Annotated in this window: 26 protein-coding genes, 1 rRNA gene and 1 other annotated feature; all 27 genes read left to right on the forward strand. The window is 45.4% G+C overall.

Annotation, left to right across the window (positions count from 1 at the left end; all coding sequences use genetic code 11):
* Positions 1–78: 78 nt before the first annotated feature.
* A 5S ribosomal RNA gene (gene rrf, locus MHH63_RS00005) occupies positions 79–195 on the forward strand.
* Positions 196–616: 421 nt separating this feature from the next.
* On the forward strand, positions 617–1,789 hold the full coding sequence (locus MHH63_RS00010; RefSeq protein ID WP_076305242.1) for a GNAT family N-acetyltransferase: 1,173 nt from the start codon (positions 617–619) through the stop codon (positions 1,787–1,789).
* A gap of 294 nt (positions 1,790–2,083) precedes the next feature.
* A complete protein-coding gene (locus MHH63_RS00015) occupies positions 2,084–2,545 on the forward strand; it encodes a CtsR family transcriptional regulator (RefSeq protein WP_036680465.1) in 462 nt (153 codons plus the stop codon).
* 30 nt (positions 2,546–2,575) lie between these two features.
* A complete protein-coding gene (locus MHH63_RS00020; protein WP_036680467.1) occupies positions 2,576–3,100 on the forward strand; it encodes a UvrB/UvrC motif-containing protein in 525 nt (174 codons plus the stop codon).
* Positions 3,101–3,128: 28 nt separating this feature from the next.
* Complete coding sequence (locus MHH63_RS00025; protein WP_036680469.1) at positions 3,129–4,193, forward strand: protein arginine kinase; 1,065 nt, start codon at positions 3,129–3,131, stop codon at positions 4,191–4,193.
* 35 nt (positions 4,194–4,228) lie between these two features.
* A complete protein-coding gene (gene clpC, locus MHH63_RS00030; protein WP_036680471.1) occupies positions 4,229–6,697 on the forward strand; it encodes an ATP-dependent protease ATP-binding subunit ClpC in 2,469 nt (822 codons plus the stop codon).
* Between the two features lie 186 nt (positions 6,698–6,883).
* The gene (gene radA, locus MHH63_RS00035) at positions 6,884–8,251 is read left to right on the forward strand and encodes a DNA repair protein RadA (protein WP_036680472.1); all 1,368 of its coding nucleotides are present in this window, start codon (positions 6,884–6,886) and stop codon (positions 8,249–8,251) included.
* Between the two features lie 13 nt (positions 8,252–8,264).
* Positions 8,265–9,341 (forward strand): DNA integrity scanning diadenylate cyclase DisA, encoded by a 1,077-nt coding sequence (gene disA / locus MHH63_RS00040; RefSeq protein WP_036680475.1) that lies wholly within the window; start codon positions 8,265–8,267, stop codon positions 9,339–9,341.
* Positions 9,342–9,405: 64 nt separating this feature from the next.
* Complete coding sequence (gene pssA / locus MHH63_RS00045) at positions 9,406–10,143, forward strand: CDP-diacylglycerol--serine O-phosphatidyltransferase (RefSeq protein ID WP_036680477.1); 738 nt, start codon at positions 9,406–9,408, stop codon at positions 10,141–10,143.
* A 177-nt stretch (positions 10,144–10,320) separates the two neighbouring features.
* Positions 10,321–11,409, forward strand: a complete 1,089-nt coding sequence (locus MHH63_RS00050; RefSeq protein WP_036680481.1) for a PIN/TRAM domain-containing protein — start codon at positions 10,321–10,323, stop codon at positions 11,407–11,409.
* 95 nt (positions 11,410–11,504) lie between these two features.
* On the forward strand, positions 11,505–12,203 hold the full coding sequence (ispD, locus tag MHH63_RS00055; protein WP_076130021.1) for a 2-C-methyl-D-erythritol 4-phosphate cytidylyltransferase: 699 nt from the start codon (positions 11,505–11,507) through the stop codon (positions 12,201–12,203).
* Entirely contained in the window at positions 12,200–12,688 is a 489-nt protein-coding gene (gene ispF, locus MHH63_RS00060; protein ID WP_036680486.1) for a 2-C-methyl-D-erythritol 2,4-cyclodiphosphate synthase, read from the forward strand. Before ispD ends, ispF begins: the two co-directional genes overlap by 4 nt.
* 51 nt (positions 12,689–12,739) lie before the next feature.
* Positions 12,740–14,203: a glutamate--tRNA ligase gene (gene gltX / locus MHH63_RS00065; protein ID WP_036680487.1), complete on the forward strand. Its 1,464-nt coding sequence runs from the start codon at positions 12,740–12,742 to the stop codon at positions 14,201–14,203.
* Between the two features lie 553 nt (positions 14,204–14,756).
* Complete coding sequence (gene cysE, locus MHH63_RS00070; RefSeq protein WP_036680489.1) at positions 14,757–15,449, forward strand: serine O-acetyltransferase; 693 nt, start codon at positions 14,757–14,759, stop codon at positions 15,447–15,449.
* 49 nt (positions 15,450–15,498) lie between these two features.
* Entirely contained in the window at positions 15,499–16,905 is a 1,407-nt protein-coding gene (gene cysS, locus MHH63_RS00075) for a cysteine--tRNA ligase (RefSeq protein WP_076099625.1), read from the forward strand.
* The gene (locus MHH63_RS00080; RefSeq protein WP_341171105.1) at positions 16,902–17,336 is read left to right on the forward strand and encodes a Mini-ribonuclease 3; all 435 of its coding nucleotides are present in this window, start codon (positions 16,902–16,904) and stop codon (positions 17,334–17,336) included. Before cysS ends, MHH63_RS00080 begins: the two co-directional genes overlap by 4 nt.
* A gap of 36 nt (positions 17,337–17,372) precedes the next feature.
* Complete coding sequence (gene rlmB / locus MHH63_RS00085; RefSeq protein WP_076105935.1) at positions 17,373–18,137, forward strand: 23S rRNA (guanosine(2251)-2'-O)-methyltransferase RlmB; 765 nt, start codon at positions 17,373–17,375, stop codon at positions 18,135–18,137.
* 2 nt (positions 18,138–18,139) lie between these two features.
* Positions 18,140–18,661: an NYN domain-containing protein gene (locus MHH63_RS00090; RefSeq protein ID WP_036680494.1), complete on the forward strand. Its 522-nt coding sequence runs from the start codon at positions 18,140–18,142 to the stop codon at positions 18,659–18,661.
* 158 nt (positions 18,662–18,819) lie between these two features.
* Positions 18,820–19,464 carry an RNA polymerase sporulation sigma factor SigH gene (sigH, locus tag MHH63_RS00095; RefSeq protein ID WP_036680496.1) on the forward strand — a complete coding sequence of 215 codons (645 nt, stop codon included), beginning with the start codon at positions 18,820–18,822 and terminating at the stop codon, positions 19,462–19,464.
* A 391-nt stretch (positions 19,465–19,855) separates the two neighbouring features.
* Positions 19,856–20,005, forward strand: a complete 150-nt coding sequence (gene rpmG, locus MHH63_RS00100) for a 50S ribosomal protein L33 (protein WP_076099620.1) — start codon at positions 19,856–19,858, stop codon at positions 20,003–20,005.
* Between the two features lie 20 nt (positions 20,006–20,025).
* Complete coding sequence (secE, locus tag MHH63_RS00105) at positions 20,026–20,217, forward strand: preprotein translocase subunit SecE (RefSeq protein ID WP_036680497.1); 192 nt, start codon at positions 20,026–20,028, stop codon at positions 20,215–20,217.
* A gap of 21 nt (positions 20,218–20,238) precedes the next feature.
* Positions 20,239–20,772, forward strand: a complete 534-nt coding sequence (gene nusG / locus MHH63_RS00110) for a transcription termination/antitermination protein NusG (RefSeq protein WP_036680499.1) — start codon at positions 20,239–20,241, stop codon at positions 20,770–20,772.
* Positions 20,773–20,846: 74 nt separating this feature from the next.
* Positions 20,847–21,272, forward strand: a complete 426-nt coding sequence (rplK, locus tag MHH63_RS00115) for a 50S ribosomal protein L11 (RefSeq protein WP_036680502.1) — start codon at positions 20,847–20,849, stop codon at positions 21,270–21,272.
* 82 nt (positions 21,273–21,354) lie between these two features.
* Positions 21,355–22,047 (forward strand): 50S ribosomal protein L1, encoded by a 693-nt coding sequence (gene rplA, locus MHH63_RS00120; protein WP_036680504.1) that lies wholly within the window; start codon positions 21,355–21,357, stop codon positions 22,045–22,047.
* Between the two features lie 67 nt (positions 22,048–22,114).
* Positions 22,115–22,267: a sequence feature (ribosomal protein L10 leader region), on the forward strand.
* Positions 22,268–22,331: 64 nt separating this feature from the next.
* Positions 22,332–22,835 (forward strand): 50S ribosomal protein L10, encoded by a 504-nt coding sequence (gene rplJ / locus MHH63_RS00125; protein ID WP_076099619.1) that lies wholly within the window; start codon positions 22,332–22,334, stop codon positions 22,833–22,835.
* A gap of 65 nt (positions 22,836–22,900) precedes the next feature.
* A complete protein-coding gene (gene rplL / locus MHH63_RS00130) occupies positions 22,901–23,260 on the forward strand; it encodes a 50S ribosomal protein L7/L12 (RefSeq protein WP_036680508.1) in 360 nt (119 codons plus the stop codon).
* Between the two features lie 111 nt (positions 23,261–23,371).
* On the forward strand, positions 23,372–23,971 hold the full coding sequence (locus MHH63_RS00135) for a class I SAM-dependent methyltransferase (RefSeq protein WP_076186625.1): 600 nt from the start codon (positions 23,372–23,374) through the stop codon (positions 23,969–23,971).
* Positions 23,972–24,132: the final 161 nt, after the last annotated feature.

A 24,132-nucleotide genomic window follows, 5' to 3' on the forward strand; every position in this document is an offset into this window, starting at 1 on the left:
AAATACGCTTAGAAATTCATTCTCACTTCTGGTGATGAACCGAATTTCACGCGGCAGCGTCTGTTTCACAGACGCATGTTTGGTGGCGATAGCGGAGGGGTTCCACACGTACCCATCCCGAACACGACCGTTAAGCCCTCCAGCGCCGATGGTACTTGGACCGAAGGGTCCTGGGAGAGTAGGACGTTGCCAAGCACAAATAGACCACTGTTGATAACTCGACAGTGGCTTTTTTGCGTCTATTATAGATTGTGGAAAACTTGTGGATAATTCATTGGAATTTGCAGAAAACTTACGCACATGTGGATAGATGATTAAAAGGCAAAAAATCACCGGATGGTGTGGATTAAGTACAAATTTATGTAGATCTGTCAACAGAAAACCTAAGTAATACACGGGTTGCTGTGGATATAGTCATATTTATGTGGATAGAGGGATTGATAAGTGGATAATTATTTTAACTTGAATAGAACAAGATTACAAGACTATTTTTAAAACTGCCTAAGGCTGTGGATAACTAAAAAAAGTTCGAAAAATATCCTTATAATTCGCACACAATACACTCTCTTGTTATACTAACCATAAAAGTAAATTCATAAATGATGAGGTGAGTTTTGTGGATATCAGACAGTTGCACTCAGAAGAGTTTGATCTAAGCATGGATTTATCTGAATATGCTTTTCAATACAAGCTGCCTAGTGAGAAAAGGGCGAATGCTAAGGAAAGATTTAAAGCAGAACGCGTATGGGGTGCTTTTGAAGAAGGTACTTTGGAAGCTAAACTTACTCTTCTTCCGTTCGAAGTGTACATACAAGGTAGATTAGTACCTATGGGAGGGCTCGCAGGGGTAGCGACATGGCCAGAGAATCGCAGACAGGGGCATGTGGCAAAGCTCCTGGCGCATACGCTGCAAACGATGAATGAGGCGGGGCAGACATTATCTTTTCTGCATCCGTTCTTGATCCCCTTTTATCGCAAATTTGGTTGGGAAGTTTATTGTGAATATAAGAAATACTCCATTCCTGTTGCCAAGTTTCCCAAGAAGGTTGAAGTTGAGGGCAAGGTAAGACGTGGTGTTAACGATATCGAAGTATTGGACAACTTATACAATCGTTTTGCAGTTAGATATAACGGAACACTTAAGCGTGATTTGGACTGGTGGGAAAACTCTGTTCTGGATGATGAAGGTCAGACTGCGGTATTTTATTCACAGCTTGGGGAACCTGAAGGATACGTACTATATAAGATAGAAAATAGAGAGCTGGTCATTGATGAATTTGTGTTTTTGAACGAACAGGCCCGGCAGGGGCTGTGGACATTTCTTGCGAATCACGATTCGATGGTGACCGGTGCATCGCTAAAACTGGTGCCATCCGATGATATGTTACCCTTTTTGCTGCCTGATCCGCGTATAGAGCAGGAGAATTATCCTTATTTTATGGCGCGTATTGTTAATGCTAAAGCATTCGTGGAGAGTTATTCTTTTAAGCGTCATAACAGTCCGAAGAAACAGGTTATCTATATTGAAGATAAATACGCCCCATGGAATGACGGGTTGTGGGAATGGACTGTCTCCGAAAAGGGAGCAGCAGCTTTCTTGCGTATAGAGGGTGAACGGGATGCAGCTGACTTAAGCTGTGATATTGGTTCACTGACGATTCTAATGTTTGGATATAAACGCCCGGCAGAGCTGGCTCGTTATGGACGTGTGACTGGTAATCCGAGGGCTCTGGAATGGCTCGAAGAAATCATACCGCAAGCTGAAACTGCACTTTTTGATCATTTTTAGAAAATAATTAGGCTCTCCCCTTCGAAAGATGCTGGGAGAGTTCTTTATTTCCGAATACATTCGCTGAAAAAAGTGAAAAATAAGAGAATCCTCTTGGAATTAGCACAGAATATGTTATAATATTAAAAAGTCAAAGAAAGTCAAAGTCAACGCACCTGATGACATACAGTGCGATCCTCTGAATTTGTGAAGTTTTCTTCAGACTTATATGAATGAAGTTCACTAATGAATGTCATTAAGGATGCGGGCCGTAAGCGATATTATGAAGCTTTAAAGAGCACTGGAGGATGAGTGATGCGCAATATCTCTGATATTATTGAACAATATCTGAAGAATATTTTGCATGAAAGTCCCGAAGGTACGGTGGAAATCCAGCGAAATGACCTGGCGGACCAGTTCTCATGCGTACCGTCACAGATCAATTATGTTATTAGTACACGCTTTACACTGGAAAAAGGCTATGTGGTGGAAAGTAAGCGTGGTGGCGGGGGATATATTCGTATTCAACGTTTTGAATTGCCGCCCAACGTGGCACTGCATGCCCATTTAAACCATACTATAGGTGGCGGGATAGATCAGAACGCTGCCGAAGGGTTGATTTATCAACTGGAGGAAGCTGGTTTTCTAAGCAAGCGTGAGGCGTGTCTTATGCGCGCTGCTGTTTCTCGGGATTGCCTAACGGTTAAGATTCCATATCGGGATGAGATTCGGGCCAAGATTATGAAGGCGATGTTAATCTCTTTGTTAGGCAAATAATTGTCAATCATAAGGGAGGGGCTTTCGCTTATGCAATGTCAGGAATGTGGCGTCAAGCCAGCAACACTCCATTTCACCAAGATCGTGAATGGAGAGAAGACAGAATTTCATATCTGCGAGAGCTGTGCGCGGGAGAAGGGTGAACTGATCCCGGGAACTGCTGGAGGATTCTCCATTCACAGCTTGCTGTCCGGTCTGCTTGATCTTGAAGGGGCCGGTAAGGAAAAGACGGCTGCTACGAAGACTACGCAGAGTCTGCAATGTGAGAATTGTGGAATGACGTACTCGCAGTTTAGCAAATTGGGTCGTTTTGGCTGCAGCTCCTGTTATAAATATTTTAACAGTGCACTGGACCCGCTCTTTAAACGGGTGCATGGCAGCACTTCGCATGTAGGCAAGATTCCTAAACGTGCTGGAGCACAAATTGTGTTCAAGCGGCAAATTGATGAATTGAAGCTGGAATTACAGCAAAGTATCGCACAGGAGGAATTCGAAACTGCGGCAGAGCTGCGGGATCAAATTCGCCAACTTGAAAAAGAAATGGCACAAGAGTAAAGTCTTTGATATATAGGGGGGATATGACATGTCAAGTCTCCGATTTACTGAACAAGCGCTTAGTGATTGGATGCGCTCGGGAGGCAGTCACTCCGAGATTGTAATTAGCAGCCGTATGCGTATTGCACGTAATTTAGAGCATCTTCCATTCCCTATGCTTGCTTCCTTAGAGCAATCGGAAGAAGTATTAGAGCTGCTGGCCCCTGTGTTTCATGGGGAAACTGCTGCCGAATTCGGATCTTTTCAACTAATAAAGCTTGCTGAAGTGAATGAACTGGATAAAAAGGTATTGGTCGAGAAACATCTCATCAGTCCTAATCTGGCTAATGATTCACGTGGCGCAGCTGTGATATTAAATGAAGATGAGTCGGTTAGCATCATGATTAACGAAGAAGACCATCTGCGGATCCAATGTCTGTTCCCGGGTCTTCAGGTAAGAGAAGCATGGGAACGTGCGACAGCCATCGATGATATCTTCGAATCGGCTGTGAATTACGCTTTTGATGATAAAAGAGGATACTTGACCAGTTGTCCCACCAATGTGGGTACAGGGCTGCGTGCCTCAGTAATGCTGCATTTGCCAGCACTAGTAATGACCCAACAGATCAATCGCATATTGTCAGCAGTGAACCAAGTGGGATTGACTGTAAGAGGAATTTATGGTGAGGGCAGCGAAGCAGTAGGGAACATCTTTCAAATTTCCAATCAGATTACTCTCGGTCAAACAGAAAGTGAAATCATCGAGAACCTTCACAGTGTAGTCACCCAGATTATAGAGCATGAACGAAATGCCCGTGAAAGGCTGCTTGTAGATTCCGCTTTAAGAATTACAGACCGAGTGAAAAGATCTTATGGGATTTTGTGTTATGCAGCTCTAATGGAGCTTAAAGAATCCGCACAACGGCTGTCTGATGTGAGACTTGGGGTTGACCTTGGCATACTGGAAGGCCCTTCGATTTCCGTGCTTAATGAGCTTAACGTTAAGACACAGCCAGGATTTCTGCAAAAAATGTTCGGTGACGAGATGAACGCCACTGAACGGGATATGTATCGGGCGAAACTGCTCCGAGAAACACTGGGAACACAACATTAATATAGATATTTATTATTCATGGAGGTGCAGGAGATATGATGTTTGGAAGATTTACGGAACGCGCACAAAAAGTGCTAGCGCTAGCGCAGGAAGAAGCTGTTCGTTTAGGACACAACAATATTGGCACAGAACATATTTTGCTAGGACTTATTCGTGAAGGAGACGGCATTGCTGCTAAAGCATTAATCGCTTTGGGTCTGGGTCTTGAGAAAATCCAGGACGAAGTGGAGACACTGATTGGCAGAGGCCAAGAACAACCTACGAACATTGCTTATACTCCTCGCGCCAAAAAAGTAATCGAGTTGTCGATGGACGAAGCCCGCAAGCTGGGACATACGTATGTCGGCACTGAGCATATTCTGCTAGGACTTATTCGTGAAGGAGAAGGTGTCGCGGCTCGTGTGCTTAATAACCTCGGCATCAGCTTGAACAAAGCTCGTCAGCAAGTGCTTCAGCTTCTGGGAAGCAGCGAGGCTGCATCCAGTCATAGCGGAACACCTGCTAATGTCAGCACACCTACTCTAGACGGCCTAGCACGCGATTTGACGGCTTATGCCAAGGATGGCAACCTGGATCCAGTTATCGGTCGTAGCAAGGAAATTGAACGTGTTATTCAGGTACTGAGCCGCCGGACGAAGAACAACCCGGTGTTGATAGGTGAACCTGGGGTTGGTAAAACAGCTATTGCTGAAGGCTTGGCCCAAAAAATCATTAATAATGAAATTCCAGAAACACTGCGCGACAAACGCGTAATGACGCTCGATATGGGCTCTGTAGTGGCTGGTACTAAATATCGCGGTGAGTTTGAAGACCGCCTCAAGAAAATCATGGATGAGATTCGCCAAGCGGGGAATATCGTACTCTTTATCGATGAGCTTCATACGCTGATCGGTGCTGGTGGCGCAGAAGGTGCTATTGATGCTTCCAACATTCTTAAGCCGGCTTTAGCCCGCGGAGAACTTCAGTGCATCGGTGCGACTACGCTGGATGAATATCGTAAATATATTGAAAAAGATGCAGCTTTGGAGCGCCGTTTCCAACCGATTACGGTGGATCAGCCATCTCCAGAAGAAGCGGTACAAATTTTATTTGGACTTCGCGATCGTTATGAAGCACATCACCGTGTGAAAATTACGGATGAAGCTATCGTGGAAGCTGTAAAGCTGTCTGATCGTTACATTCCGGATCGTTTCCTGCCGGATAAAGCCATTGACCTTATCGATGAAGCAGGGTCTAAAGTAAGGCTTCACTCTTACACTATCCCGCCAAATCTGAAGGAACTAGAAATGCGCTTGGATGATATCCGCAAGGAGAAGGATTCTGCTGTTCAGAGCCAAGAGTTTGAGAAAGCGGCTGCCCTGCGTGATACGGAGCAAAAAATCCGTGAAGAGCTTGATACGACTAAGAACCAGTGGAAAGAAAAACAAGGACGCACCGATTCTGAAGTTACACCTGAAGATATCGCACAGGTTGTTGCAAGCTGGACGGGAATCCCTGTAAGCAAGCTGAAGGAAGAAGAGACCGACCGTCTGCTTAACATGGAAGCTCTGCTGCATGAACGAGTGATTGGTCAGGACGAAGCTGTTAAGGCTGTCAGCCGGGCATTGCGCCGGGCGCGTGCGGGTCTTAAAGATCCGAAACGTCCAATGGGCTCCTTTATCTTCCTCGGTCCTACGGGTGTAGGTAAAACTGAGTTGGCACGTGCGCTTGCTGAAGCCATGTTCGGCGATGAGAATGCGGTCATCCGTATTGATATGTCGGAATACATGGAGAAGCACTCCACGTCCCGTTTAGTTGGTGCCCCTCCTGGATATGTCGGCTATGAAGAAGGCGGCCAATTAACAGAGAAGGTACGTCGTAAACCATACTCTGTAGTACTGCTTGATGAAATTGAAAAAGCACATCCGGAAGTATTCAACATTTTACTGCAAGTGCTTGAAGATGGTCGCCTTACCGACTCCAAAGGCCGGGTAGTTGACTTCCGCAATACACTTATCATTCTGACCTCTAACGTAGGCGCACAGGCAATCAAGAAGAATTCAACGCTTGGATTCACGGCTGTGCAAGATGCAGGAGCAGAATACGGCAATATGAAGGGCAAGGTTATGGAAGAGCTCAAGAAGAGCTTCCGTCCAGAGTTCTTGAACCGGATCGACGAAATCATCGTCTTCCACTCACTCGATGAGAAACATATCGCTGAGATCGTTACGTTGATGTCTGATGAGCTGCGCAAGCGCCTGCGTGAATATGATGTTGATTTCGTACTCACGGATGCAGCGAAGGCCTTCTTGGCTAAAGAAGGTTATGACCCAGCCTTTGGTGCACGTCCATTGCGCCGGGCAATTCAGAAGCATATTGAGGACCGTCTTTCTGAGGAATTGTTGAGAGGAAATATCCAAAAGGGTGATTCCCTCAATATTGATGAGGTCGGCGGAGAACTTGTGGTGACTAAAGTGGACGCTCCAGTAGCGCCAGCGCTTGAAAAAGAAGTAGAATCCGAATAAAATAAACAAGGCTTTCGCTCCTTATTTATAGAGGAGCGGAAGCTTTTTTTATTGGAAATAGATCAATTTAAAATATACATTTAATGCAAATACCGAATGACCTTTCGTTAAAGGGGTAGAAATGGTAAACTTTCATTAGAAGAAAATGATCCGAATTGTAAACAGTTCGGACCGTAAGGAGAACAAATGGCTAAAGCAAAAACAAAATTTTTTTGCACCGACTGTGGATACGAATCGCCAAAATGGTTCGGGAAATGCCCAGGGTGCCAGGCTTGGAACTCCATGGTGGAGGAAACGGAAAGCGTAGTCAAAACACAGGGAATGAATGCCCCTATTTTTCATAGTAAAGAAAAGGCACAGTCGATCATAAGTATAGAAAGTGACAAGGAACCGCGCATACTGACAGGTATAGGTGAGCTTAACCGTGTTCTCGGTGGGGGGATCGTACCAGGATCGCTGGTACTAGTAGGGGGAGACCCAGGAATCGGTAAATCTACGCTCTTATTACAGACCTCGCACGCCCTTACAACACAGGGATTGCGAGTACTGTATATCTCGGGCGAAGAATCGGTAAGGCAAACTAAACTGCGCGCGGATCGCCTCGATGCGTTGTCAACGGAGCTTTATGTACTTTGTGAGACAAATATGGAAAGCATAGAAGAAGCGATCGAACAAATCCAGCCACAATTTCTTGTCATCGATTCTATTCAGACCGTATTTATGCCAGAAGTAACGAGTGCGCCAGGCAGCGTGACCCAGGTTCGGGAGTGTACGACAAGATTTATGCGTATCGCTAAGATTCGTGGAATTGCAACAGTTCTCGTTGGTCATGTTACCAAGGAAGGGGCTATTGCTGGACCACGGATGCTTGAACATATGGTGGACTGCGTGCTGTATTTTGAGGGTGAGCGGCATCATACGTATAGACTTTTGCGGGCTGTAAAAAACCGCTTTGGCTCTACGAATGAAATCGGCATTTTCGAAATGGGTGAAGCGGGGCTTACCGAAGTAGAGAATCCATCGGAGCTCTTTTTATCGGAACGTCCGCTTGGCGTGGCTGGTTCTACTGTGGTGGCTAGTATGGAGGGAACTAGACCTGTGCTTGTAGAACTTCAGGCACTTGTTGCTGCCACCCACTTCCCTTCCCCACGGCGAATGTGCACAGGCATGGATCACCAGCGGATGGCACTTATTATCGCTGTACTCGAGAAACGGATGGGCATGTTCCTGCAGAATCAGGATGCATACCTTAATGTTGCCGGGGGAGTAAAGCTGGATGAACCGGCGATTGATCTAGCTGTAGCAATTAGTATCGCCTCCAGTTTTCGTGATATTTCAACAAAACCTTACGACGTTTTCTTCGGAGAAGTAGGACTTACCGGTGAGGTAAGAGGCGTTTCGCGCGCGGAAATGCGCGTTAAGGAGGCCGCAAAACTTGGCTTCCGGCGGGTGATTATGCCTGAAAAGAGCATGAAGGGATGGAAGCACCCGCAAGATATCCAGATTATTGGCGTCAGTACCGTAGCAGATGCACTATCGGTCGCGTTAGATTAGGGGGCACAGGGATATGAAAGAATATAACCAATTAGAGAATATGAATGATCTGCTCAGACTGGCGGCACCGGGTACACCTTTTCGGGAAGGTTTGGAGAATGTGCTGCGCGCTAAGACAGGGGCACTTATTGTCGTAGGGTACAGTCCTGAGGTGATGGATGTAGTGGATGGCGGATTCTCCATTAACTGCGATTTTTCGCCCAATTATTTATATGAGCTAGCTAAAATGGACGGAGCTATTATTCTAAGTGAGGATTTAAAGCGTATATTGTATGCTAATACACAACTTATACCGGATTCCTCTATCTCATCCATCGAGACGGGGATCCGTCACCGGACCGCGGAGCGGGTAGCGAAGCAAACGGGTAAGCTGGTGGTTTCCATTTCACAACGCCGCAATATCATCACGCTTTATCAAGGCTCGATACGTTATGCACTCAAAGAGATCGGGGCTATTTTGGCAAAGGCTAACCAAGCGATTCAGACACTCGAGAAGTATAAAGCAGTGCTCACGCAAGGACTGACGAATTTGTCAGCTTCAGAATATGAGGGCATTGTTACCGTTGCTGAAGTAGTGGGCGTTATCCAGCGTGTAGAGATGGTTTTGCGCATAAAAATGGAGATCAAACGCTATATCAACGAATTGGGCAACGAAGGACGCCTGATCAGCATGCAGATGGAAGAACTGGTTGGAAATACAGAGGAAGAAGCATGGCTTCTATACAGAGACTATGCTAAGGAAGAGCAGGAAGATAAAATCCGTGAAATTATCGCTGGTCTCAAACGGATAAGCGATGATGATCTGATGGATGACAACCATATTGCCCGTATATTGGGTTATTCTTCTACGGCAATTACCTCTGAAGAAGTGGTGACTCCACGTGGTTATCGCCTGCTTAACAAAATTCCGCGGCTTCCGAATGTGATCATTCACAATCTGGTGGAGCGGTTTGAAATGCTGCCTAATTTGATGTCCGCAAGCATAGCTGAATTGGATGAAGTGGACGGAATTGGGGAGGTGCGGGCCCGTAATATTCAGGATGGGCTCAAACGTTTACAGAAGCAAGTTCTTATTGACAGGCAAATGTAAATAACATACAATCACGTAATATTGGGGACGTTAAAGGCCAAAGTTAGAAAATTGAGGTGAAGAAATGATACAAAAATCAATTCCGAGTCTTTTTACGATAGGTAATTTGATGCTCGGAATGTTTGGTATCATGATGGCGTTTGACGGTAAGATTAGCATGGCCGCTATCATGGTTATTATTGCTATGCTGTTAGACGGCTTAGATGGTCGAGTAGCTCGCGCTCTAAAATGCGAAAGCGAATTTGGCAAGGAGTTGGACTCCTTATCTGATGTCGTTTCTTTCGGAGTCGCACCGGCCGTTATTTTGTACGTCTCAAGCCTGCAGGATTTGAACTCTGCATTAGGCTGGACAGTAACTGCGATTTTTCCGGTGTTTGGTGCTTTGCGCTTAGCCCGTTTTAATGTTCGTCCGGGGGTTCCGGGTTATTTTATCGGTTTGCCAATTCCTGCTGCAGGTGGTGTACTGGCCACATTAGCTCTTTTTAATAAAGATGTTTCGGCTCCGTTTATGATCGTTGCTACACTGCTCTTATCCTATTTGATGGTCAGCACTGTTAAATATCCTAACTTCAAAAAGATTGGATTGCCGAAAAAAGCGGTGGTTGGAGCGCCAGTGGTTATTGTTGTTGCAGTGGCTGTAGCTGTAGTGTTCCCAGAGCAAATCGCTAAGCTGATCTTTGTCTTACTTGGAATTTACGCATTATACGGCTTTAAGCAAAATATTGATCGGTTGACAGCCAGACGCCGTCATCGTCGTCGTAGCCGTTCAGAGGATAAAGTGTATCACTCCAAGAACGGTTAATCGGTCCATAAGGTAAGGTAACTGAATAAATTATGACCAAAGGTTTTGTCTTCCCTGGGGGATGGCAAAGCCTTTTTGCATTTCCAGCGCTACCCCAAGTTTATCGTCTTGAAAATTGGAACATACTGGTGAGGAATAGATCCATTTAGGATGAATAAAAAGGAGGTGCGTTAGGTTATGTGGAAAAAAGTGATTTTGTCTTTTGCCTTAATATGTGGTGCTTGGTCAGGTTTTTCGCTATACCATGCGCTCGAAAGAGGATTCCCCAAGGGGATGGAAAAGCTGGGTGAAAGCTTACCTGTAGAAGGAAGCATTTTATTTACGGTGCTGGGTGCCATTATTTTTTTGTTTGCGGGGTCTTTATGCGCGGAATGGGGAGGTTCAAAACTGCGGGAGGCGGTTCACTACTGTTCGCGTATTCCAATGAATGAATTAGCTGCAAGTGCAGCTGGGCTTACAGGGGGGCTTCTGTTATCTCTCCTGTTATACCCTGCAATGATCTGGCTTGGGAAAGCTGGGCAGCTGCTGCAAGTGCCAGCTACGTTAGCTTTTGGATATCTGGGGCTGCGGATCGGTTTGGAGAAAAAAGAGGAGCTAGCTGCACTGTGGACATCTGGACGCTGGGGTCAAGCGGCTGAGCCGGAAGGGCGCGGGCTTGAGGAACATAAAATCCTCGACACAAGTGTTATTATCGATGGAAGAATCGCTGACATTTGTAAGACGGGATTTATTGAGGGAACCATTGTCATACCTGAATTCGTGCTTGAAGAGCTCCAGCATATTGCTGATTCTTCGGATCTGTTGAAGCGGAACCGGGGACGGCGTGGGCTTGATATTCTCAATAAAATTCAAAAAGAGCTTGATGTGAAGGTATTGATCTATGAGGGAGATTTTGAAGAAATCTCTGAGGTTGACAGTAAGTTAGTGAAGTTAGCGAAGGTATTGCAAGGTAAAGTAGTCACTAATGATTTCAACTTAAATAAGGTTTGCGAATTGCAGGGTGTTTCCGTTCTGAATATTAACGATCTGGCGAATGCTGTGAAGCCTGTAGTGCTGCCTGGTGAGGAAATCGTAGTTCAGGTCATTAAGGATGGCAAAGAACATGGGCAAGGGGTAGCCTACTTAGACGATGGAACGATGATTGTTGTAGAAGGCGGACGTGAATATATCGGGACTACGATGGAGGTTCTGGTCACTAGCGTGCTGCAAACTTCGGCTGGCCGAATGATATTTGCTAAGCCAAAACTTTTGGAAAAAGCGCAATAAGTGAAGATAAAGTGTATGGGGACTGTCCTATGGGTTGGAAATGCCCGCCAAACACGTTATGATGGGATTATACGTGAAAGACAGGAGCCAGATTAATGTCAAACAGTGTGGGCGTCGTCATTGTGGCGGCAGGCAGAGGAACGCGAATGGGAACTGCGGAGAGCAAGCAATATTTGTTACTGCAGGGGAAGCCGATTATCGTTCATACGCTGGAGGTATTCCAGCAGCACGAATTGATCTCTGAAATCGTGCTCGTAACCGGTGAAGAGGATATTGAACGCTGCCGGGAATGGATACAGCTCTATAAGCTGGACAAGGTTAAGGCTATAGTAACTGGTGGATCTGAGCGTCAGCATTCCGTACATAAAGGGTTGTTGAAACTTACGACACAGTGGGTAATGGTACATGATGGTGTTCGTCCGTTTGTACAGCCAAATGAAATTGAGGCTTGCTACGAACGAGCGAAGCAGATGGGTGCTTCGGTTCTTGCTGTACCCGTCAAGGATACGATCAAACAGGTGGATAATGAAGGACAAGTACTGTCTACGCCGGATCGGCGAAGTCTGTGGGCGATTCAAACCCCGCAGACTTTTCGTCTTTCTGATTTGCTGGAGGCTTATGCAGCGGCGGAGCGGGATGGCTTTCTGGGCACCGATGACTCCAGCTTGGCGGAGCGTGCGGGGATTCCGGTTTCTGTGGTAGAGGGAAGCTACAGAAATATTAAGATTACGACACCTGATGATTTGGATTATGCAGAATTCACAGAAAGAAACAGGGGAGAGGGACAATCATGATCGCTGTAGGACAAGGATTTGATGTGCATCAGCTGGTAGAGGGCAGGCCTTGTATTATTGGGGGAGTTACGATTCCTTACGAAAAAGGATTGCTTGGGCATTCCGATGCAGATGTGCTGCTGCATGCAGTTAGTGACGCGATTCTAGGCGCACTTGGACTTGGTGATATTGGCAGACATTTTCCGGATACAGATCCAGCCTTTAAGGACGCAGATAGCTTGAAGTTATTAGAAGAGGTATGGGCACTTGCTCGTGAGCGAGGATATAAGCTGGGAAATATCGATTCAACGATTATCGCCCAAAAGCCTAAGATGGCTCCGTACATTCCACAAATGACCGAGATTATCGCACGTGCGCTTAATGCCGACCCGTCCAAGGTGAATGTTAAAGCTACTACAACTGAGCAGCTTGGTTTTGCCGGACGCGGCGAAGGAATTGCCGCACAATCTATTGTCTGTCTACTCCAAGATGTGATATCATCTTGAGATGGTCTAAGTAGTAAATTAAGTTCAACCATATGAAGCGGAGGGAATACAATGACGGATGAAGTCCGGGTGCGTTACGCACCGAGCCCTACGGGACATTTACATATAGGTAACGCCAGAACGGCGCTGTTTAACTATCTGTTCGCCCGTAATAAAGGCGGTAAATTCATTATCAGAATTGAAGATACAGACGTAAAGCGCAATGTCGCTGGTGGTGAAGAGAGCCAGCTTAAGTATTTGAAATGGCTGGGTATGGATTGGGATGAGAGCGTTGATGTTGGCGGAGAGTACGGACCTTACCGTCAGACAGAACGTCTTGACTTATATCGTGTACATTGGCAGGATTTGCTGGACAGAGGTTTGGCTTACCGCTGCTATTGCACAGAGGAAGAGCTGGAAGCGGAACGTGAAGAACAGACTGCTCGCGGAGAAACGCCTCGTTATTCTGGCAAACACCGTGATCTGACTGAAGAGCAACGTTTAGCTTTTGAAGCTGAGGGACGAGTGGCTAGCATTCGCTTCCGTGTGCCAGAAGATCGTACGTATGCGTTTGATGATCTCGTAAAAGGCAGTATTTCTTTTGACACAAAAGAAATGGGTGACTTTGTTATTGTGAAGAAGGACGGAATTCCGACCTATAACTTCGCGGTAGCTGTTGACGATCATCTGATGGCTATTACTCACGTATTGCGTGGAGAAGACCATATTTCCAACACACCCCGCCAGCTTATGATCTATGAAGCGCTTGGCTGGGAGCCACCTTTATTTGGTCACATGACGCTTATTGTTGGCGACAACCACAAGAAGCTCAGCAAACGGGATGAATCCGTTATTCAGTTTATCGAGCAATATGATGAATTGGGTTACTTGCCTGAGGCTCTGGTTAACTTCATTTCTCTGCTTGGCTGGTCTCCAGAGGGAGAAGAAGAGATCTTCAGTAAAGAAGAACTTATTTCTATTTTTGATGCGGACCGTTTGTCCAAAAGCCCGGCTGTATTCGATAAAAACAAGCTGGCGCATCTGAATAATCATTATATTAAGCATGCTGATCCTAAACGGATCTCTGCGCTAGCTATTCCACATCTGCAAAAAGCGGGTAAAATACCTGCTGAGCTGAACGAAGAGCAACAAGCATGGGCGGAAAGCCTTGTCGCGTTGTATCAAGAGCAGATGACTGCAGCTTCTGACATCGTGGCGCTATCGGAACTGTTCTTCCGCAGTCACCTAGAATTAGAAACGGAAGCAGCACAGGTTCTGGCTGAAAGCCAAGTTCCTGAGGTATTGTCTGCTTTTCTGGCTAAGGTTGAAGCCTGTCAGGATTTCAGTGCAAGCAACATGGCTGTTCTGATTAAGGAAGTACAGAAAGAAACAGGTCATAAGGGCAAAGCACTCTTTATGCCAATTCGTGTGGCTCTGACCGGACAAACGCACGGACGTGATCTTAATATAACCATTGCTTTGCTCGGCAAAAACCGGGTCATAGAACGTTTGAAATCACAAATTAAGGGCGCTTAAGGTCGTATTTCATACGACTAAACCCCCTTGTCAGTATCTTGTCTTTTGCGCTAAGATAGAATTATATGATAATAGCTGTGATCAGGAAAAGTACGTCCATTGAAGACAATTGCCAGAGAGAATAACCGAGAAAGGGACACCCTTTCGGGCTGGGAGTTATTCATTTGTCCGGGGCAGAACATGCGCCTGTGAGCTGCACGGTTGAATGACCTTTTTAAGGCTCATTAGATCGCGCCGGGAACGTCGCCGTTAATGATGCCAAGTGGAACGAAGAAATTCTGCCGTTTGTTACAATAGCGGCTCATTTGATTCGTTCAAGCAGAGTGGAACCGCGGTTAAACGTCTCTGCAGCATTATGCTGCAGGGGCGTTTTTTGTCTAAATATAAGCAAAAATAATTTTCATACAATACTCTTTGTCTTATATTTCTACGAGATAACAAACCAAGCGAACACTCACCGCATATGTATGATAAGGATGATGGGCCTGGAGACAATACCTTTCTTGTGTACCTGTAAACAGGAGATAAGGAAGTTAAGAAGAGAGGAACCGTGATGTTTAAGCATATTAAGTCGGACATTCGGGCGGTATTTGATAACGATCCTGCTGCCCGCAGCTGGTTCGAGGTTGTCTTCACATATGCCGGCTTGCACGCCATTTGGGGTCACCGGATCGCCCACTCTTTTTTCAAACGCCGCTGGTATACAATGGCTCGTATGGTTTCGCAGTTTAGCAGATTTATGACTGGTGTTGAGATCCATCCTGGAGCTGTCATCGGAAATAGGCTGTTTATCGACCATGGTATGGGGATTGTTATTGGAGAAACCTGCGAAATCGGTGATGATGTTATAATCTATCAAGGGGTTACGCTTGGAGGAACAGGAAAAGAAAAAGGTAAGCGACATCCCACGGTCGGCAACAATGTAGTTATTGGTTCCGGTGCGAAGGTTTTAGGATCTTTTCGTATTGGTGACAATTCAAATATAGGTTCGAATGCAGTTGTGTTGCGTGAAGTGCCTAACAACAGTACAGTAGTAGGGAATCCAGGTCGTGTGGTAAAACGTAATGGAGAACGGGTATCCGATCGGCTCGATCATACGAAGATGCCTGACCCGCTTGTCGATTCACTGCGGTTTTTGCAGAAAGAAATCGAAGAAATTAGGGAAAAGCTTGGCGCAGAAGATAAACAAAAAACCGCACAGCGGATAGCAGAAGCTCAGCAGTATATTGGTGACTACGAAATTTAAGCATCCCGGTATGAAGGAATCCGGAAGAACAGAAAGGGCTGGAATAAGGATGGCTTTACAAATATATAACACAATGACACGCAGCAAGGAGCAGTTTGTGCCCCAGGAGCCGGGCAAAGTTAAGATGTATGTGTGTGGTCCAACCGTTTATGGATATATGCATATCGGAAATGCTAGACCTATAATTGTTTTTGATATGGTCCGGAATTACTTGGAGCAGTTAGGTAATGAGGTGCGGTATGTTACGAATTTCACGGATGTCGATGATAAACTGATTCGCAAAGCCGAAGAAATGAACACTACTGTAGCAGAGGTAGCGGAAACTTTCATTGCTGCTTACCGTGAGGATCTGGAAGGGCTTGGTGTTAAACCGGCAACCTTGAATCCCCGTGTAACGGAAAGCATGGAGCTGATCATTGGATTTATTAAAGAGCTTGAGGAAAAAGGATACGCATACGAAAGCGGCGGCGATGTATATTACCGCACTTCAAAATTTGAAGACTACGGTAAATTATCTCGTCAGAATCTGGATGAGCTGCAGTTTGGTATCCGTGTTGAGGTGGACTCACGTAAGGAAAAACCGGAGGATTTTGTGCTTTGGAAAGCAGCCAAACCTGGTGAAGTGCACTGGAGTAGCCCTTGGGGAGACGGACGTCCCGGCTGGCATATTGAATGCTCGGCTATGGCGCGCGAGTTCTTGGGAGATACGATTGATATCCATGGTGGTGGACAAGATTTGCAGTTCCCGCATCATGAATGTGAATGCGCTCAGACCGAAGCTCTGACTGGTAAACCACTCTCTAATTACTGGATGCATAATGGATTCATCAACATCGGAGACGAGAAAATGTCGAAATCGCTCGGTAATGGCTGGCTTGTAAAAGACATCCGTGAGCGTTTTAAAGCAGGAGCTATCCGCTATTTCATGCTATCGACCCATTACCGTAACCCGCTGAATTTCTCAGAGGAATCTATGACTTCCGCCGAAAAGAGCGTTGAACGGATCACGCTTGCAGAGAGTAACGTTAAACATCGGCTTGAACTCGCTGCTGATGGTGCTCAAGGTGAGGTCAACTCAGAGATTAATGATAAGCTGTCGGCTATAGTGGCCAATTTCCATGCTAGAATGCAGGATGACTTTAATACGCCTGATGCGATCACGGCTATGTTCGATTGGGTGAGCCTGGCAAACCATACGCTTGCGAATAACGAGGCTGCTCCTGCTGATTTTGCTGCATTACTGCAAGCTTTTGGCGAAATGAATGCTGTGCTGCGTTTGACGCCTGAACTGGAAGAGGAAATTGCAAGTGAAGAAGTTGAACGGTTGATCGCCGAGCGGGTTGAAGCTCGTAAGAATAAGAATTGGAGCCGGTCTGACGAGATCCGTGATGAATTAGGCCGCTTGGGCATATTGCTTGAGGATACTCCACAAGGAATGCGGTGGCGTCGTAAATGAGTGAGGAACGCAAGTTTAATAACGCATGGTTTCCTTATGAGCCTTCCAAACCTGCGCGACTACTTTCGCCTATTGTTCTAGCTTATGTAGGAGATGCTATCTATGAGGTGGCTGTTCGCCAGTATTTAGTATCTCTTCCTAATTTGCGTCCGAACCATTTGCATCGTTCTGCTACAGGGCTGGTATCCGCTAAAGCACAGTGTGCAATTCTGAACTTTTTGGAGCCTAGTCTCACGGAAGAAGAGAAGGATGTCGCCCGTCAGGGAAGAAATGCGAAATCGGGAAGTGTTCCTAAGAATGCGGATGTGCTTGAATACCGTCATGCTACAGCTTTTGAGTGCTTGATTGGTCACTTGTACTACACAGGGCAACAGGAGAGAATAGAAGAAATTGTGCACAAGGGTATACAGTTTATGTTGAAACAGCCGTGATAGGCTTTGGCGAAATAGAAAATAGGAGAAGTGAACATGGAAGAAGAATTGAAGACTGAAGAGGAAATATTGGCAGGGAAGCATTCTGTGCTTGAAGCGCTTCGTGCTGGTCGTACATTAAATAAAATTTGGATTGCAGAGACAGCCCAGAAGCATCTGACAGCACCCATCGTTGCCGAAGCCCGGAAAGCGGGAATTGTCATTCAGCATGTGGACAAGCGTAAGCTGGATCAATTGGCACCAGGCGTGCAGCATCAAGGGGTGGTTGCACAAGCAGCACCATTTGCCTATGTTGAAGTGGATGATCTGTTAGCTATAGCAGAAGCCAAAGGAGAACCGGCATTCCTTATTTTGCTTGATGAAATTGAAGATCCTCATAACCTGGGCTCGATTCTGCGGACGGCAGATTGTACTGGAGTACATGGGGTAATCGTACCTAAACGCCGTTCGGCTCAGATAACTGCGACCGTGTCCAAAACATCCGCGGGTGCTGTGGAGTATGTTCCGGTTGCCCGGGTTACAAACCTGGGTCAGACCATTGACCGTCTAAAAGAGCAGGGAGTCTGGGTAGTAGGAACAGACGTGGATACCGATCAGAATCTATACCAATCCGATATTTTCACGGGTCCGGTAGCTGTTGTAATTGGCAATGAGAATAAAGGAATGGGACGCCTGATTCGTGAAAAATGTGATGTACTTCTTAAACTGCCGATGGCCGGAAAGATCAATTCATTAAATGCCTCTGTCGCCGCAGGAGTCATTATGTATGAAGTGATACGCCGCCGGCAACAGCAGGGATAGCTATGGCCGACTGGCGCGATGTGCTGCTTGTGGATGGATATAACATGATCGGTGGCTGGCCGGAACTTGTGGCACTGTCCCAGATTGGTATGCAGGAAGCACGCGACCGCTTGATGGATTTGCTGGCAGATTACCAGGCTTTCTCTGGACGAAGAGTTATTGCTGTTTTTGATGCATACCGTGTTCCGGGGTTGGGAAGGTCTTTTGTCCAGGGTAAGGTCCAGGTGTACTTCACCAAGGAAAAAGAAACCGCAGATGAATGCATTGAGCGACTGGTTGGGGAATATAGCAATCGGCGCCGGCAGATCTATGTGGCTACGAGTGATTTTATAGAGCAGCATATTATTTTTGCACAAGGTGCATTGCGAATTTCGGCAAGGGAATTGCATCTGGAAATTGAAGAGAATCAGAAACAAGTAAAAAAAGCTATTGAACCTGGCGGTGTCAGTTCTACTCGTCATTCTTTGGAAGACAAACTGCCTCCCGATGTGCGCAGTAAGTTGGAAAAATGGCGCAGACAGTGAGATCGAGGAAGAATCAGGAAATATTTTATTCCAATTTATGCTATTCTAGATTGATTTTGGACAAACTCCGGTTGACGGTGGAAGGTAACATAATATATACTGATCCTATATTTCGCGAAGTAACGATGTGTCTTGCGTTGCAGCCGGGGGGATTCTTGGTGAGTGTCGACCTCAAGGAAATAATGCTGTCTGAGTATGATTTCATAAGTGATGAAGATATTGTCGAGGCTTTCCGTGGTGGCGACAGTGGCGCATTAGAACACTTGATTAATAAATACCGTAACTTTGTACGTGCTAAAGCCCGCTCTTATTTCTTGATCGGGGCAGACCGTGAAGATATTGTACAAGAAGGAATGATTGGTCTATACAAGGCTATTCGTGACTTTAAAGGTGACAAGCTCTCTTCATTCAAGGCTTTTGCTGAGCTCTGCATTACACGACAGATTATAACGGCTATTAAGACGGCCACTCGTCAGAAACATATTCCGCTGAACTCTTATGTTTCCTTGGACAAGCCCATTTATGACGAAGATTCTGATAGAACACTTATGGATGTCATTTGTGGAACACAGGTTCTAGATCCAGAAGAGCTAATTATTAATCAAGAAGAATTCATTGGTCTTGAAGATAAGATGGCGGAGATTCTAAGTGACTTGGAGCGCAAGGTTCTGATGTTGTATTTAGACGGAAGATCCTATCAAGAGATTGCTGAAGATCTTAAGCGGCATGTAAAGTCTATTGATAACGCTCTACAACGAGTAAAAAGGAAATTAGAAAGATATCTAGAAGTACGTGACAATTGATGATATAATGAACAAGAGAGGGCTCGGACATCGAGTTCTTTTTTTTAGTCTTTTTGAAATCACTCGGATAGAATTAGGTGCTTGCACCATAAATTACTATTTGAGCCGATTTTAGTCGTTGCCGTTGAAGGTAGGTTTATACACAGACGGAATACCCCATAATGGTAAGGAAGACAGCGAAGTGTGAGGAAGAGATAGACCCAAAGACAGGGTACGGCCATATGACTACTAAACCCGGAATTACCCAGTGCAGAACGGAATTCTTTCGTTGACACAGACCTTGACATTATGCTAAAGTGTTTTAGGTAGGCCTAAATTCGCGGCTTTTTTTTAGGATCAATATTTGCGTCTTCTAATGTGAATTAGAAGGACGTCTCGGGAGGTGCACATCATGCGGGTAATTATCACTTTGGCTTGTACAAGTTGCAAACAAAGAAACTATGCGACTACCAAAAACAAGCGAAATCACCCCGACCGCATGGAGATGAAGAAATTTTGCAAGTATTGTAACTCGCAAACTCCTCATCGCGAAACCAGATAGTCTGTGGAGGTGTAGTCGGCATGAAACGTAGTTTCAAGTCTATGTTTTCCTTTTTCACTGAGAGCTGGAGTGAACTCAAAAAGGTTCGCTGGCCAAGTCGTAAAGAATTGACCAACTATACATTGATCGTTCTCGGTACGATTGTAGTTGTCGCTATTTACTTCTGGGTTCTGGACATCGGTATTTCCGCTGTGATTGAAGCGATTATTTAGAGAGGTCCCAGGTGGCTTGATATGGAAAAAAGATGGTATGTCGTTCATACCTATTCTGGGTATGAGAATAAGGTCAAAGCCAATTTGGAAAAGCGCGTTGAGTCCATGGGCATGGAAGACAAAATATTCCGCGTTCTTGTTCCTATGGAAGAAGAAATCGTAAACAAAGACGGTAAGAAAAAAACCGTTATGCGTAAAGTTTACCCCGGATATGTTTTGGTGGAAATGGTTCAGACTGATGATTCCTGGTATGTTGTCCGCAATACTCCGGGCGTTACTGGATTTGTTGGTTCGACAGGCTCAGGGTCTAAACCAACAGCTTTGCTTCCGGAAGAGGTAGAACAAATTCTGAAGCATATGGGCATGGTTGAACCTAAAGCGAAGATTGATTTCGAAATCAAGGAATCCGTACGTATTATGGTTGGTCCGTTTGCGAATTTTGTGGGCTCCGTGGAAGAAATTTTGGCTGACAAGAGCAAGATCAAAGTGCATGTTAACATGTTTGGACGGGAAACCCCGCTAGAGTTGGATTTCACTCAAGTGGAGAAAATATAACATAAGCTAGGGTTTCTTGTGGGAGAGCGCTATTGGCGTTCGAAGACCACTATTTTTGCAAGGAGGTGTCACTCATGGCTAAAAAAGTTATTAAAATGGTGAAACTGCAGATTCCTGCAGGGAAAGCGAATCCAGCGCCTCCAGTAGGTCCGGCGTTAGGTCAAGCAGGTGTCAACATCATGGCATTCTGTAAGGAATTTAATGCTCGTACTGCCGACCAGGCTGGCTTGATCATTCCGGTTGAAATTACAGTATTTGAAGACCGTTCCTTTACTTTCATCACTAAAACTCCTCCGGCTGCTGTTCTGCTTCGCATCGCTGCTAAAGTAGAAAAAGGATCCGGCGAACCAAACAAGAAAAAAGTAGCAAAAATCGGCCGCGCTGCGGTACGTGAAATTGCTGAAACAAAAATGCCTGACCTTAACGCTGCAACTGTTGAAGCTGCAATGCGTATGGTTGAAGGTACTGCCCGCAGTATGGGTATCACAATCGAAGACTAGTAGTTTTCGAAGAATCGGTCATTCGTGACCCGCAAGTATGTGGGAGGAATTTCCGCTAACACCACAAAGGAGGAACATTTTCATGGCTAAACATGGTAAGAAATACCAAGAAGCTGCTAAGCTGATCAACAGCGAAGCAACTTACGAGCCTTCAGAAGCTGTAGAGCTTGTGAAAAAGGCAGCGACTGCTAAGTTCGACGAAACCGTTGAAGCAGCAGTTCGTCTGGGTGTAGACCCACGTAAACAAGACCAAGCAGTTCGTGGTGTTGTTGTCCTGCCTCACGGCACTGGTAAAACACAACGCGTGCTTGTATTTGCAAAAGGTGAAAAAGCGAAAGAGGCTGAAGCTGCTGGCGCTGATTTTGTTGGTGATCAAGACATGATCAACAAAATTCAACAAGGCTGGTTTGAATTTGATGTCTGCGTAGCTACACCTGATATGATGAGTGAAGTCGGTAAACTGGGTCGTCTGCTTGGTGGTAAAGGTCTTATGCCTAACCCTAAAGCTGGCACAGTTACATTCGATGTTTCCAAGGCTGTGCAAGAAATCAAAGCCGGTAAAATCGAATACCGTCTCGACAAAGCAGGTCAAATTCACGCGCCAATCGGCAAAGTGTCCTTTGATGCTGCACAATTGAACGATAACCTTAAAGCTCTTATCGACGCTTTGAACCGTGCGAAACCAGCTGCTGCTAAAGGTGTATACCTTAAAGGCATCTCGATTTCTTCCACAATGGGACCTAGCGCTCGTGTGAACACAACCGTCTTCAGATAATTAAGGGTTGACTCTTTGAGTCAATTTTGATAATCTATAACAGTTGTGAAACTTAAGGTATCAATCTTAACCTTGAATATGCTTACCGTAGACAGTAGGTGCCTTAGTGCTTAATTTCCTACCGAGGTGTTGTGATAGAAACAAGAAGTAACGAGCTCGCTCGTATAACTTTCGTTTTATCAAGCCTTCGTGATTCTGCGGAGGCTTTTCTACTGCCTGCGTAGGAGCGGTGAAGCTTTCCTTGGAAAGAACGCCGACACATAAATTTTCAGGAGGTGTATACATTGGCAAATGCAAAAGTAATTCAAGCAAAACAAGACGCGGTTGACGTCGTTACTGCAAAACTGCAAAACAGTCTTTCGACTGTTGTAGCTGACTACCGTGGATTGAACGTTTCCCAAGTGACTGAACTGCGTAAGCAACTTCGTGAAGCTGGCGTTGAGTTTCAAGTCCTGAAGAACACATTGCTACGTCGCGCAACTGCTGCGGCTGAGTTGAGTGAATTGGATGAAGTTTTGACTGGTCCAACAGCTATCGCATTCAGCACAACTGATGCAGTAGCACCAGCTAAAATTTTGAACGATTTCGCCAAGAAAAACGACGCTTTGAAATTGAAAGGCGGCGTAGTTGAAGGTCGTGTCATTGACGCGGAACAACTGAAAGCACTGGCTGAGCTTCCATCCCGCGATGGTTTGCTGTCCATGCTGCTTAGCGTACTTCAAGCTCCAATGCGCAACTTCGCGCTTGCAGTTAAAGCTGTTGCTGAAAAAGAAGAACAAAGCGCGTAAGCCTTTGACTCTTGCAGCATAATCAATACCACAAATAAATTTAAATATAAAATGGAGGTTCAATCATGAGTAAAGAAGCAATCTTGGAAGCAATTAAAGGCATGAGCGTATTGGAACTGAACGACCTGGTTAAAGCAATTGAAGAAGAATTCGGCGTAACTGCAGCAGCTCCAGTAGCAGCTGGCGGTGCAGTAGCAGCAGTAGCTGAAGAGCAATCCGAATTTGACGTAATTTTGACAGGCGCTGGCGCTTCCAAAATCAACGTTATCAAAATCGTTCGCGAAATCACTGGTCTTGGCTTGAAAGAAGCTAAAGATCTTGTAGACAACGCACCAAAAGCAATCAAAGAAAAAGTAAGCAAAGACGAAGCCGAAGCTACTAAAGCAAAATTGGAAGAAGCAGGCGCAGCTGTAGAAGTGAAGTAATTCCTTCTATTACTGAAAACCCCTTGAACTTGTTCAAGGGGTTTGTTTTATAAATAGAGTTAGTAGGGCGTATATACCAACTGCTAACATAATAGGAAAGGGAGGAAAGAGATGTCGCAACATTATTATTCGCAGCAGCCGGAAGTACGTCATGACAGACGTAGCATTGATACCGTACTAAGAGGCAAAAGCTTTCGTTTTACGAGCGATGCCGGTGTATTCTCTAAAGGGGACATCGATTACGGTAGCCGAGTTCTTATTGAAGCTATGATAATTCCGGACGGTTCAGCGGTGCTTGATGTAGGTTGTGGTTATGGGCCGATTGGATTAAGTGCAGCATACCTAGCTCCCAAAGGACATGTAACCATGATTGATATTAACAGTCGTGCGGTAGAACTGGCGCGTGAGAATGCTCAGCACAATGGAATCCGGAATGTTACGATAATGGAAAGCGATGTGCTCGGCGCATTGAATGAGCAGCAGAAGTTCGATGTGATTCTAACTAATCCTCCGATTCGTGCAGGAAAAGCTGTAGTGCATAAGATTTTTGAAGATGCGTATGAACATTTAAATGAGGGTGGCTATCTGTGGATTGTGATTCAGAAGAAGCAGGGCGCTCCATCCGCAGTGGCAAAACTAGAAAGCTTGTTCTCAATGGTGGAAGAAGTGGGGAAAGACAAAGGCTATCGTATTATTAAAGCGCAAAAATAAAATACAATAGGTTATTGACATGTGATAGTGATAATGGTATTATTATAAAATGTCAGTATTAAGATAGGCTCCATGTCTTTAGTTTGCTGAAATGTCAAGCAATATATTGTCGCCCGGCTAGCGCATGCCGCACGGCAAGTTTTTGCGAGTTGGTTGTCTAT

Origin of the sequence: Paenibacillus sp. FSL H3-0310 (assembly GCF_038002785.1) — a bacterium.
In the GTDB taxonomy this organism is placed as follows: Bacteria; Bacillota; Bacilli; order Paenibacillales; family Paenibacillaceae; genus Paenibacillus_AQ; species Paenibacillus_AQ odorifer.

Bases quoted from the DNA above. Each gene is read 5' to 3' on its own strand.
- MHH63_RS00015 (WP_036680465.1), top strand. From the start codon at position 2,084: ATGCGCAATATCTCTGATATTATTGAACAATATCTGAAGAATATTTTG.
- MHH63_RS00020 (WP_036680467.1), top strand. From the start codon at position 2,576: ATGCAATGTCAGGAATGTGGCGTCAAGCCAGCAACACTCCATTTCACC.
- MHH63_RS00025 (WP_036680469.1), top strand. From the start codon at position 3,129: ATGTCAAGTCTCCGATTTACTGAACAAGCGCTTAGTGATTGGATGCGC.
- clpC (WP_036680471.1), top strand. From the start codon at position 4,229: ATGATGTTTGGAAGATTTACGGAACGCGCACAAAAAGTGCTAGCGCTA.
- radA (WP_036680472.1), top strand. From the start codon at position 6,884: ATGGCTAAAGCAAAAACAAAATTTTTTTGCACCGACTGTGGATACGAA.
- disA (WP_036680475.1), top strand. From the start codon at position 8,265: ATGAAAGAATATAACCAATTAGAGAATATGAATGATCTGCTCAGACTG.
- pssA (WP_036680477.1), top strand. From the start codon at position 9,406: ATGATACAAAAATCAATTCCGAGTCTTTTTACGATAGGTAATTTGATG.
- MHH63_RS00050 (WP_036680481.1), top strand. From the start codon at position 10,321: ATGTGGAAAAAAGTGATTTTGTCTTTTGCCTTAATATGTGGTGCTTGG.
- ispD (WP_076130021.1), top strand. From the start codon at position 11,505: ATGTCAAACAGTGTGGGCGTCGTCATTGTGGCGGCAGGCAGAGGAACG.
- ispF (WP_036680486.1), top strand. From the start codon at position 12,200: ATGATCGCTGTAGGACAAGGATTTGATGTGCATCAGCTGGTAGAGGGC.
- gltX (WP_036680487.1), top strand. From the start codon at position 12,740: ATGACGGATGAAGTCCGGGTGCGTTACGCACCGAGCCCTACGGGACAT.
- cysE (WP_036680489.1), top strand. From the start codon at position 14,757: ATGTTTAAGCATATTAAGTCGGACATTCGGGCGGTATTTGATAACGAT.
- cysS (WP_076099625.1), top strand. From the start codon at position 15,499: ATGGCTTTACAAATATATAACACAATGACACGCAGCAAGGAGCAGTTT.
- MHH63_RS00080 (WP_341171105.1), top strand. From the start codon at position 16,902: ATGAGTGAGGAACGCAAGTTTAATAACGCATGGTTTCCTTATGAGCCT.
- rlmB (WP_076105935.1), top strand. From the start codon at position 17,373: ATGGAAGAAGAATTGAAGACTGAAGAGGAAATATTGGCAGGGAAGCAT.
- MHH63_RS00090 (WP_036680494.1), top strand. From the start codon at position 18,140: ATGGCCGACTGGCGCGATGTGCTGCTTGTGGATGGATATAACATGATC.
- rpmG (WP_076099620.1), top strand. From the start codon at position 19,856: ATGCGGGTAATTATCACTTTGGCTTGTACAAGTTGCAAACAAAGAAAC.
- secE (WP_036680497.1), top strand. From the start codon at position 20,026: ATGAAACGTAGTTTCAAGTCTATGTTTTCCTTTTTCACTGAGAGCTGG.
- nusG (WP_036680499.1), top strand. From the start codon at position 20,239: ATGGAAAAAAGATGGTATGTCGTTCATACCTATTCTGGGTATGAGAAT.
- rplK (WP_036680502.1), top strand. From the start codon at position 20,847: ATGGCTAAAAAAGTTATTAAAATGGTGAAACTGCAGATTCCTGCAGGG.
- rplA (WP_036680504.1), top strand. From the start codon at position 21,355: ATGGCTAAACATGGTAAGAAATACCAAGAAGCTGCTAAGCTGATCAAC.
- rplL (WP_036680508.1), top strand. From the start codon at position 22,901: ATGAGTAAAGAAGCAATCTTGGAAGCAATTAAAGGCATGAGCGTATTG.
- MHH63_RS00135 (WP_076186625.1), top strand. From the start codon at position 23,372: ATGTCGCAACATTATTATTCGCAGCAGCCGGAAGTACGTCATGACAGA.